General features: G+C 45.8%; 8 protein-coding genes. All 8 read left to right on the top strand.

Translation table 11 applies throughout. The features are described 5' to 3' along the window. Window positions 1-105: 105 nt before the first annotated feature. Window positions 106-1,245 carry an aldose epimerase family protein gene (locus BacF7301_RS15535; protein WP_167964185.1) on the top strand — a complete coding sequence of 380 codons (1,140 nt, stop codon included), beginning with the start codon at window positions 106-108 and terminating at the stop codon, window positions 1,243-1,245. 25 nt (window positions 1,246-1,270) lie between these two features. After that, entirely contained in the window at window positions 1,271-2,965 is a 1,695-nt protein-coding gene (locus tag BacF7301_RS15530) for a sodium:solute symporter (protein ID WP_167964183.1), read from the top strand. A gap of 28 nt (window positions 2,966-2,993) precedes the next feature. Next, a complete protein-coding gene (locus tag BacF7301_RS15525) occupies window positions 2,994-3,671 on the top strand; it encodes an NUDIX hydrolase (protein ID WP_167964181.1) in 678 nt (225 codons plus the stop codon). 5 nt (window positions 3,672-3,676) lie between these two features. Then, a complete protein-coding gene (locus tag BacF7301_RS15520) occupies window positions 3,677-4,360 on the top strand; it encodes an L-ribulose-5-phosphate 4-epimerase (protein WP_024986648.1) in 684 nt (227 codons plus the stop codon). A gap of 37 nt (window positions 4,361-4,397) precedes the next feature. Beyond that, on the top strand, window positions 4,398-5,924 hold the full coding sequence (araA, locus tag BacF7301_RS15515) for an L-arabinose isomerase (RefSeq protein WP_167964179.1): 1,527 nt from the start codon (window positions 4,398-4,400) through the stop codon (window positions 5,922-5,924). Between the two features lie 112 nt (window positions 5,925-6,036). Further along, window positions 6,037-7,635: a xylulokinase gene (locus BacF7301_RS15510; protein WP_167964177.1), complete on the top strand. Its 1,599-nt coding sequence runs from the start codon at window positions 6,037-6,039 to the stop codon at window positions 7,633-7,635. 110 nt (window positions 7,636-7,745) lie between these two features. Beyond that, window positions 7,746-10,124: a beta-L-arabinofuranosidase gene (locus tag BacF7301_RS15505; protein WP_167964175.1), complete on the top strand. Its 2,379-nt coding sequence runs from the start codon at window positions 7,746-7,748 to the stop codon at window positions 10,122-10,124. 135 nt (window positions 10,125-10,259) lie between these two features. After that, window positions 10,260-11,804 carry an alpha-N-arabinofuranosidase gene (locus BacF7301_RS15500; protein ID WP_167964173.1) on the top strand — a complete coding sequence of 515 codons (1,545 nt, stop codon included), beginning with the start codon at window positions 10,260-10,262 and terminating at the stop codon, window positions 11,802-11,804. Window positions 11,805-11,848: the final 44 nt, after the last annotated feature.

Genomic DNA, 11,848 nt, shown 5'->3' with positions numbered 1-11,848 from the left:
TTTTATGCTGCATAACATATAAGAGTGTATTTGATACACCGAACTAAAGTGTTACTTTTACACCCAAATTAAGATAAGCATCTCATTTACATTAAAAATAAAACCATGAAAAAACATTTTCTACTTGCAGGAATTGCAGCGCTGATGCTGTCAGCATGCAATAACAAGTCGGCTTCCGAGCTGACTTTATCCGGTCTTGACCCGGTAAATTTTCAAACAGAAGTGAACAATGCCCAAACGAATCTTTATACATTAAAGAATAAGGCAGGCATGGAAGTATGCATCACTAACTTCGGGGGACGCATCGTGTCTATCATGGTGCCGGACAAAAACGGAAAGATGCAGGATGTAGTTTTAGGTTTTGACAGCATTGCTGATTATATTAATGTACCGAGCGACTTTGGCGCTTCTATCGGACGTTATGCCAACCGTATCAACCAGGGACGTTTTGTCTTAGACGGTGACACTATCCAGTTGCCGCAAAATAACTTCGGTCACTGTCTGCACGGCGGTCCGAAAGGCTGGCAATATCAGGTTTACGAAGCCAACCTTATTGACCCGATGACATTGGAACTGACCCGTATTTCACCCGATGGCGATGAAAACTTCCCGGGCAATGTGACTGCTAAAGTGACTTACCAACTGACCGAAGACAACGCTATCGACATCAAATATAACGCCACTACTGATAAAAAGACGATTATCAACATGACCAACCACTCTTACTTCAACCTGGCAGGTAATCCGTCGAAAGCTTCAACTGATAATATCATGTATGTAAACGCAGACTACTATACCCCAGTAGACAGCACCTTTATGACAACAGGCGAGATAGCCCCGGTAAAAGACACTCCGATGGACTTCACTACTCCGAAAGCTGTAGGACAGGAAATCAATAACTACGATTTCGTCCAGTTGAAGAACGGAAACGGATATGACCATAACTGGGTACTGAACACGAAAGGCGACATTTCCCTGGTAGCAGCCAAACTGACTTCTCCTGAAAGCGGCATTACCCTGGAAGTCTATACCAACGAGCCGGGTATCCAGGTTTACACAGGCAACTTCCTCGATGGAACCGTAACCGGAAAGAAAGGTATCGTCTACAACCAACGTGCTTCCGTATGTCTGGAAACACAGCATTATCCTGACAGTCCCAACAAGGCAGACTGGCCTTCAGTAGTTCTGGAACCGGGACAAACATACAACAGCGAATGTATTTTCAAATTCTCAGTAGAGAAATAATATTAACTTATAAATCATATTTATTGTGGAAGCATTAGATTGGCTAGTAATTGGAGTCTTCTTTTTGGCTCTAATCGGTATTATCGTCTGGGTAGTCAGACAAAAACAAAATGACTCGGCAGATTATTTCTTAGGCGGACGCGACGCGACATGGCTCGCAATCGGTGCCTCTATCTTCGCCTCAAACATCGGTTCGGAACACTTAATCGGACTGGCGGGAGCCGGAGCATCCAGCGGTATGGCTATGGCACACTGGGAAATCCAGGGATGGATGATTTTGATTTTGGGATGGGTATTCGTTCCTTTCTATACACGAAGCATGGTATATACGATGCCTGAATTCCTGGAACGCCGTTATAATCCTCAGTCACGTACCATCTTGTCAGTAATTTCTTTAGTAAGTTACGTATTGACAAAAGTGGCTGTTACCGTATATGCCGGCGGTCTGGTATTCCAGCAGGTATTCGGTATCAAAGAACTTTGGGGAATCGACTTCTTCTGGATTGCAGCAATCGGACTGGTAGTGCTGACCGCACTTTATACAATCTTCGGTGGTATGAAATCCGTATTGTACACTTCCGTACTTCAGACTCCTATCCTTCTGTTAGGTTCATTAATCATACTTGTACTTGGTTTTAAAGAACTCGGCGGATGGGACGAAATGATGAAAGTTTGTGGTGCTGTAACCGTTAATGATTACGGTGATACAATGACTAACCTCATTCGTAGTAATGATGACGCGAACTTCCCTTGGTTGGGTGCACTTATTGGTTCCGCCATTATCGGTTTCTGGTACTGGTGTACCGACCAGTTTATTGTACAACGTGTACTTTCCGGAAAGAATGAAAAGGAAGCTCGTCGTGGTACTATCTTCGGTGCTTACCTGAAGTTGCTGCCTGTATTCCTGTTCCTGATTCCGGGTATGATTGCTTTTGCTTTACATCAGAAATATATCGGTGCCGGTGGTGAAGGTTTCCTTCCGATGCTTGCAAACGGTACGGCAAATGCCGATGCCGCTTTCCCGACATTAGTTGCCAAGTTACTTCCTGCCGGTGTGAAAGGCTTGGTAGTATGTGGTATTCTCGCAGCTTTGATGAGCTCTTTGGCTTCTTTGTTCAACTCATCCGCCATGTTGTTTACAATCGACTTCTACAAGCGTTTCAGACCGAAAACACCGGAAAAGAAACTGGTAGGTATCGGTCAGATTGCAACAGTTGTTATCGTAATTTTGGGTATTCTTTGGATTCCCATCATGCGTAGCGTTGGCGATGTACTTTATACATATTTGCAGGACGTTCAGTCTGTGCTGGCTCCGGGTATTGCCGCTGCCTTCTTGCTGGGTATCTGCTGGAAACGTACTTCCGCCCAAGGTGGTATGTGGGGATTGATTTCCGGTATGGTGATTGGTTTAACCCGCTTGGGGGCTAAAGTATATTACAGTAATGCCGGCGAAGTAGCAGACTCTACATTCAAATATTTGTTCTACGATATGAACTGGTTGTTCTTCTGCGGATGGATGTTCCTGTTCTGTATCATCGTAGTAATCGTAGTCAGCCTGGCGACAGAAGCTCCGACAGCCGAAAAAATCCAGGGACTGGTATTCGGTACGGCTACCAAAGAACAAAAGGCAGCTACACGTGCAAGCTGGAATCACTGGGATATTATCCATACAGTTATTATCCTGGCTATCACAGGCGCTTTCTACTGGTATTTCTGGTAATTAAATAAAAACTCATATTAACAAAACAATGAATAACTATTATAGCTCGAATCCTACCTTTTATCTTGGTATCGACTGTATCATCTTCGGCTTTAATGAAGGTGAATTAAGCCTGCTGTTGCTGAAAAGAAATTTTGAACCGGCAATGGGCGAATGGTCATTGATGGGCGGATTCGTGCAAAACAATGAAAGCGTGGACGATGCTGCCAAGCGTGTACTAGCGGAACTTACCGGACTGGAAAACGTGTATATGGAACAGGTGGGAACCTTCGGGGCGGTTGATCGCGACCCGGGAGAACGGGTAATCTCCGTTGCATACTATGCGCTCATCAACATCAATGAATACGACCGGAAACTGGTAAAGAAACATAATGCTTACTGGGTTAATATCAATGAACTTCCCCAACTGATTTTCGACCATCCCGAGATGGTGGCACAAGCACGGGAGTTAATGAAACAGAAAGCATCTTCTGAGCCAATCGGTTTCAATTTATTGCCGAAACTCTTCACGTTGTCCCAATTACAAAGCCTGTATGAAGCCATTTACGGCGAGGAGATGGACAAGCGGAATTTCCGTAAGCGTGTTGCAGGAATGGACTATATAGAAAAGACGGACAAAATAGATAAACTGGGTTCCAAGCGCGGTGCGGCCTTGTATAAGTTTAACAGCAAAGTTTACCGCAAAGACCCGAAATTTAAATTATAATCAATATGCTGGAAGAACTGAAAGAAAAAGTATTTCATGCCAATCTTGAATTGGTAAAGCATGGATTAGTCATCTTTACCTGGGGAAATGTTTCTGCCATCGACCGTGAAAGCGGGCTGGTAGTAATCAAGCCCAGCGGTGTAAGTTATGATGATATGAAAGCAGAAGATATGGTAGTAGTGGATTTGGAAGGTAAAGTCGTCGAAGGACGGCTGAAGCCTTCCTCTGATACGCCTACTCACGTGGTGCTTTACAAAGCATTCCCGGAAATCGGCGGAGTGGTACACACCCACTCTACTTATGCGACAGCTTGGGCACAAGCCGGCTGTGACATTCCGAATATCGGAACTACTCATGCAGACTATTTCCATGATGCCATCCCTTGTACGGCAGATATGACGGAAGCGGAAGTGAAGGGTGCCTACGAACTGGAAACCGGAAACGTGATTGTAAAACGCTTCGAAGGATTGAATCCCGTACATACACCGGGAGTTCTGGTAAAGAACCACGGCCCTTTCTCCTGGGGAAAAGACGCCCACGACGCAGTGCACAATGCCGTAGTAATGGAGCAGGTAGCCAAGATGGCAAGCATCGCTTATGCCGTCAACCCGAATTTAACAATGAACCCGTTGCTGGTGGAAAAACATTTCAGCCGCAAGCATGGCCCGAACGCTTATTACGGACAATAAATAATTAAAGATTAACAACTTAAAATTGAATAAAGATATGAACGTATTTGACCAATATGAAGTATGGTTCGTAACAGGAGCACAGCTTTTGTACGGAGGTGACGCAGTAATCGCAGTAGACGCACACTCTAATGAAATGGTAAACGGACTGAATGAATCCGGCAAACTTCCTGTTAAAGTGGTATATAAAGGAACGGCAAACTCTTCCAAAGAGGTGGAAACTGTTTTCAAAGCTGCAAATAACGATGATAAATGTATCGGTGTCATCACTTGGATGCATACTTTCTCTCCTGCCAAAATGTGGATTCACGGTCTGCAACAACTGAAGAAACCGTTGCTGCACCTGCACACCCAGTTCAACAAGGAAATTCCCTGGGATACAATGGACATGGACTTCATGAACTTGAACCAGTCAGCTCATGGCGACCGCGAATTCGGGCATATCTGTACCCGCATGCGTATCCGCCGCAAAGTAGTGGTAGGTTACTGGAAAGAAGAAGACACACAGCATAAGATTGCCGTTTGGATGCGCGTTTGCGCCGGTTGGGCAGACTCTCAGGATATGCTGATTATCCGTTTTGGCGACCAGATGAACAATGTAGCCGTAACCGACGGCGACAAAGTGGAAGCCGAACAACGCATGGGTTACCACGTAGACTACTGCCCGGTAAGCGAACTGATGGAATATCACAAAGAAATCAAGAATGAAGAGGTAGATGCACTGGTAGCTACTTACTTCAAGGAATACGACCATGATGCTTCTTTGGAAGACAAATCGACCGAAGCTTATCAGAAAGTATGGAACGCCGCTAAAGCAGAACTTGCAATGCGTGCCATCCTGAAAGCGAAAGGCGCTAAAGGATTCACAACCAACTTCGACGACTTGGGTGATATCGAATACAATGGTTTCGACCAAATTCCGGGATTGGCTTCCCAACGCCTGATGGCGGAAGGCTACGGATTCGGTGCCGAAGGCGACTGGAAATCGGCTGCTCTTTACCGCACTGTATGGGTAATGAATCAGGGACTTCCGAAAGGCTGCTCATTCCTTGAAGATTATACTCTGAACTTCGACGGTGCCAACAGCTCTATCCTGCAATCACACATGTTGGAAATCTGCCCGCTCATCGCTGCCAACAAACCACGCCTGGAAGTACACTTCCTCGGTATTGGTATCCGCAAGAGCCAGACTGCACGTCTTGTATTTACCTCAAAAGTTGGTACAGGCTGCACCGCTACGGTAGTAGATATGGGTAACCGTTTCCGCCTGATTGTAAACGACGTAGAATGTATCGAGCCGAAACCGCTGCCTAAACTGCCGGTTGCTTCCGCTCTCTGGATTCCGATGCCTAACCTTGAAGTAGGTGCAGGCGCATGGATTCTGGCAGGTGGTACTCACCACTCTTGCTTCTCTTACGACCTGACAGCCGAATACTGGGAAGATTATGCGGAAATCGCAGGCATCGAAATGGTACACATCAATAAAGATACTACTATCAGTTGCTTCAAGAAAGAACTGCGCATGAATGAGGTGTATTATATGCTGAATAAAGCGCTTTGTTAATGATTAACGGAGATTAGTTAACGATTAACGGAGTAGTGATTAGTGATTAATGGCTGCGCAATATGTTGCATGGCGTTCATCACTAATCACTAAACACTAAACATTATTCAACATGAAATTAGATGCAAAATCAACAATCGAGACAGGCAAAGCCATTCTGGGCATAGAACTCGGTTCAACGCGAATAAAAGCAGTTTTGATTGACCAGGAAAACAAGCCAATCGCCCAAGGCAGCCACACATGGGAGAACCAGTTGGTAGACGGACTTTGGACTTATAGCATTGAAGCTATCTGGTCAGGGTTGCAGGATTGCTATGCCGACCTTCGTTCCAACATAAAGAACTTATACGGTGACGTAGAAATCGAAAAACTGGCAGCTATCGGTGTCAGTGCCATGATGCACGGGTATATGCCGTTCAATGAAAAAGAAGAAATCCTCGTGCCTTTCCGCACTTGGAGAAATACCAATACGGGGCGGGCAGCAGCAGCCTTGTCCGAACTATTTGTCTACAATATTCCTCTGAGATGGAGCATTTCACACTTATATCAAGCCATCCTGGACAACGAAGCGCACGTCAAAGACATCAAGTTCCTGACAACCCTTGCAGGCTATGTGCATTGGCAGATAACAGGCGAAAAGGTGTTGGGCATCGGTGACGCATCGGGCATGCTCCCCATAGACCCGGCTACCAACAACTATTCCGCAGAAATGGTGGCAAAGTTCGACAATCTCGTTGCTCCGAAGAAATATGACTGGAAGCTGGAAGACATTCTGCCTAAAGTTTTATCGGCAGGTGAAAATGCCGGTGTCCTCACACAAGAAGGAAGTAAGAAACTCGACGTTTCGGGTCATTTGAAAGCAGGAATACCGGTCTGCCCGCCGGAAGGAGACGCGGGAACGGGCATGGTTGCAACCAATGCTGTCAAGCAGCGTACCGGAAACGTATCGGCAGGTACTTCCTCATTCTCTATGATTGTATTGGAGAAAGAATTATCGAAGCCGTACGAAATGATTGATATGGTTACTACTCCCGACGGAAGTCCAGTTGCCATGGTACATTGCAATAACTGTACGTCCGACCTCAACGCATGGGTCAACCTGTTCAAAGAATACCAGGAGCTTCTGGGCATCCCTGTAAATATGGATGAAATTTACAGTAAGCTCTACAATATTGCGCTCACAGGTGATGCCGACTGCGGTGGCCTTCTCTCCTACAATTACATCTCCGGCGAGCCTGTAACAGGTATTGCTGACGGAAGACCGCTATTCGTACGTTCGGCAAATGACAAGTTCAGCCTGGCAAACTTTATGCGGACTCATTTATACGCTTCAGTCGGAGTTCTTAAGATTGGCAACGACATTTTGTTCAACGAAGAGAAAGTCAAGGTTGACAGAATTACAGGACACGGCGGATTATTCAAGACCAAAGGAGTAGGTCAGAGAGTGCTTGCAGCAGCCATCAACTCACCTATTTCCGTAATGGAAACAGCAGGTGAAGGTGGTGCCTGGGGTATTGCCCTTTTAGGCTCTTACCTCGTGAACAATGAAAAGGAACAATCCCTTGCCGATTTCCTGGACGAAAGTGTATTTGTCGGTGACGCCGGTGTCGAAATATCTCCCGTGCCCGAAGATGTAGCCGGTTTTAACGCATACATTGAAAACTACAAGGCAGGACTGCCTATCGAGGAAGCGGCAGCCAAATTCAAATAAGCCCCATCACAGGGCTTCTTCGCTCCTTTCTCAATCATCATTTTAAGTATTAACATAAACTATCCCCATCCCCTCTCCTTTTGGAGAGGGACAAGGGGAAATCTACCATCATGAAAACCACCTCGTTCATACTTGCCCTTATTCTATCCGTTTCATTGGGAAAAGCACAAAACCGGCAACAAGTTTCGTACTTTCCCTTACAAGATGTGAAGCTGTTGGAAAGTCCTTTTCTACAAGCTCAACAGACTGATTTACATTATATACTATCAATGAATCCCGACCGCCTGCTCGCCCCTTTTCTTCGTGAAGCAGGACTGACACCCAAAGCTCCGAGCTACACCAATTGGGAAAATACAGGATTGGACGGGCACATCGGCGGACATTATTTATCCGCACTCTCCATGATGTATGCTGCAACCGGAGACACCGCAGTCTACAACCGTCTCAACTATATGCTGAATGAGCTCCACCGTGCACAACAAGCTGTCGGAACAGGATTTATCGGCGGAACTCCGGGCAGTCTCCAACTTTGGAAAGAAATTAAAGCGGGAAATATCCGTGCCGGTGGTTTCGACCTTAACGGCAAATGGGTGCCCCTCTATAACATACACAAGACTTATGCCGGGCTGCGGGACGCTTATCTTTATGCAGGAAGCGACCTCGCCCGACAAATGCTGGTTGATTTTACCGACTGGATGATTGATATCACTTCCGGTCTGAGTGACAAGCAAATGCAGGACATGCTTCGCAGCGAACATGGCGGTTTGAATGAAACCTTTGCCGACGTAGCCGGAATTACAGGTGACAAGAAATACCTGGAATTGGCGCGACGATTCTCGCACAAAATCATCCTCGACCCGCTAATCAAAGATGAAGACCGATTGACAGGCATGCACGCCAATACACAAATACCAAAAGTCATTGGGTACAAACGGGTAGCCGAATTATCTCAAGATGACAAGGATTGGAACCATGCAAACGAATGGAACCACGCAGCCCGTTTTTTCTGGAATACGGTAGTCAATCACCGTTCTGTATGTATCGGCGGAAATAGTGTACGCGAGCACTTCCATCCGGCAGACAACTTCACACCTATGCTGAATGATGTCCAAGGCCCGGAGACTTGCAATACTTATAATATGCTCCGGCTTACCAAAATGCTTTATCAAGATTCTCCTGAAACGAATTTCGCCGACTATTACGAGCGTGCACTCTATAATCATATTTTAGCGTCACAAGAACCGGACAAAGGTGGTTTTGTCTATTTCACCCCCATGCGTCCCGGACATTACCGGGTTTACTCACAACCGGAGACATCCATGTGGTGCTGCGTCGGCTCAGGACTGGAAAATCATACCAAGTATGGTGAATTTATTTATGCACATCAAAAAGATACGCTGTACGTCAACCTATTCATCCCGTCACAACTGACCTGGAAAGAAAAGGGAGTTACTTTGACACAAGAAACCAGTTTCCCCGATGACGGAAAAGTGACATTACGCATTGATAAAGCACCGAAGAAAGGGTTCACTCTGAAAATACGCCAACCCCAATGGGCCGAACACAGCAAAGAATACAATGTGAAAATCAACGGTAAAAGCGAGACATCTATCATAGGAGAAAACAGTAATTATCTGACTCTCCACCGTAAATGGAAAAAAGGAGATGTAATTACCTTTAATCTGCCAATGAAAGTCAACCTTGAGCAGATACCCGACAAGAAAGACTATTACGCTTTCTTATACGGCCCTATTGTCCTTTCGGCTTCTACGGGCACTGAACATCTCGACGGTTTGTACGCAGACGACAGCCGTGGCGGACACATCGCCCATGGCAAACAAATTCCTTTGCAGGAAGTGCCGATGTTGATTGGGAATCCCGAAGCAATCCGTAATTCCCTTCACAAAAAGGACGGTAACCAGTTAACATTCACCTTCGACGGGAACGTGTATCCTGTACAAGACAAAGCATTGGAACTTGTCCCGTTCTTCCGTTTGCACAATGCCCGCTACGCTATTTACTTCCGTCAGGCAAACGAAGAACAATTCAAAGCCATCCAGAAAGAGATGGCAACAGCCGAAAGAAAAGCAACAGAATTAGCGAACCAAACCGTCGACTTGATTTTCCCCGGTGAACAGCAACCGGAATCCGACCACGGAATCCAATACGAGCAGGCAGAAACCGGAACAAATAAAGACCGCCACTTCCGTCGTGCCAAAGGTTGGTTCAGCTATAATCTGAAAGTAAAAGAAGAGGCAAGCCGGATTACAATTACCATACAGAAGAATGACCGTAACAAGGTAACTATCCTATTGAATAATGAGAAACTGGCAGTCAATCCTACCATCAGCGAAGCAGATAAAGACGGATTTATTACCCTCTCCTGGCTTCTGCCACAGAAATTGAAAGCAGGAAGTTGCCCGATACGCTTCACCCCTGACGGGACAGAGTGGACGCCCGCCATTTATGAAGTACGTTTACTAAAATAAAAGCCACCACAGATTACACGGATTAACACAGATTATTTATATTCCATAACATAATGCTATACCTGAATAAAATATCAATCTGTGATAATCTGTGTAATCTGTGGTAAAAATAATCATTTAAACAAATACCATTTTATGAAAGCAAAACTATTAGCCAGCACGGTCTTTTTGGCAGCGTCAGTATCTCTTTCCGCACAGAAGAGCGCTACCATCACCGTACATGCCGACCAAGGCAAAGAAATCATCCCGAAAGAAATCTACGGCCAGTTTGCCGAACACCTGGGTTCATGTATCTACGGTGGTCTTTGGGTAGGCGAAAATTCGGATATTCCTAATATCAAAGGATACCGCACGGACGTATTCAATGCATTGAAAGACTTGGCAGTCCCCGTTCTCCGTTGGCCGGGCGGCTGTTTCGCTGACGAATATCACTGGATGGACGGTATCGGCCCGAAAGAAAACCGTCCGAAGATGGTTAACAATAACTGGGGCGGAACAATCGAAGACAACAGTTTCGGTACACATGAATTCCTGAATCTCTGCGAAATGTTGGGCTGCGAACCTTACGTAAGCGGAAATGTAGGTAGCGGCACTGTGGAAGAGCTGGCCAAATGGGTAGAATACATGACATCGGACGGCGACTCTCCAATGGCAAATCTCCGCCGTAAGAACGGTCGTGACAAGGCATGGAAAGTAAAATACCTCGGCGTAGGGAATGAAAGCTGGGGATGCGGCGGCAGCATGCGTCCGGAATACTATGCAGACCTCTATCGCCGTTATTCCACCTATTGCCGCAACTATGACGGCAACCGCCTATTCAAAATCGCCAGCGGTGCCAGCGACTACGATTACAATTGGACAGATGTATTGATGAACCGCGTAGGACATCGTATGGACGGTCTTTCCCTGCACTATTATACAGTGACGGGATGGAGCGGCAGCAAAACATCCGCAACCCAGTTCAATAAGGACGATTATTACTGGACAATGGGCAAATGCCTTGAAGTGGAAGACGTACTCAAAAAGCATTGCGCCATTATGGACAAATACGACAAGAACAAGAAAATCGCCCTCTTGCTTGACGAATGGGGAACCTGGTGGGATGAAGAACCGGGAACCGTCCGCGGACACCTTTACCAGCAAAACACACTGCGTGACGCTTTCGTTGCCTCTTTGAGCCTTGACGTATTCCACAAATACACCGACCGTCTGAAGATGGCAAACATCGCACAGATAGTCAACGTACTCCAATCCATGATTCTGACGAAAGACAAAGAGATGGTGCTCACTCCTACTTATTACGTCTTCAAAATGTACAAAGTACACCAGGATGCCACTTATCTCCCAATCGAGCTGAACTGTGAAAAGATAAATGTACGCGACAACCGCACCGTGCCTATAGTAAGCGCAACCGCATCAAAAGACAAGAACGGAGTTATCCATATTTCCCTCTCGAATGTGAACGCTGACGAAGCACAGGAAATAACCGTCAACCTCGGGGATACAAAAGCGAAAAAAGCTGTCGGAGAAATCCTGACCTCAGCCAAGCTGACCGATTACAATTCTTTTGAGAATCCTAATATTGTAAAACCGGCGCCTTTCAAAGAGGTAAAAATCAATAAAGGTACAATGAAGGTAAAACTTCCTGCTAAGTCTATTGTTACTTTAGAGTTACAGTAATTTAGAGGCTGTTACTTATTGTACCACAAACAAGAAGACTGTTA

Source organism: Bacteroides faecium (assembly GCF_012113595.1).
GTDB classification, from domain to species: domain Bacteria; phylum Bacteroidota; class Bacteroidia; order Bacteroidales; family Bacteroidaceae; genus Bacteroides; species Bacteroides faecium.
This window is presented reverse-complemented; position numbering and strand designations above follow the sequence as displayed.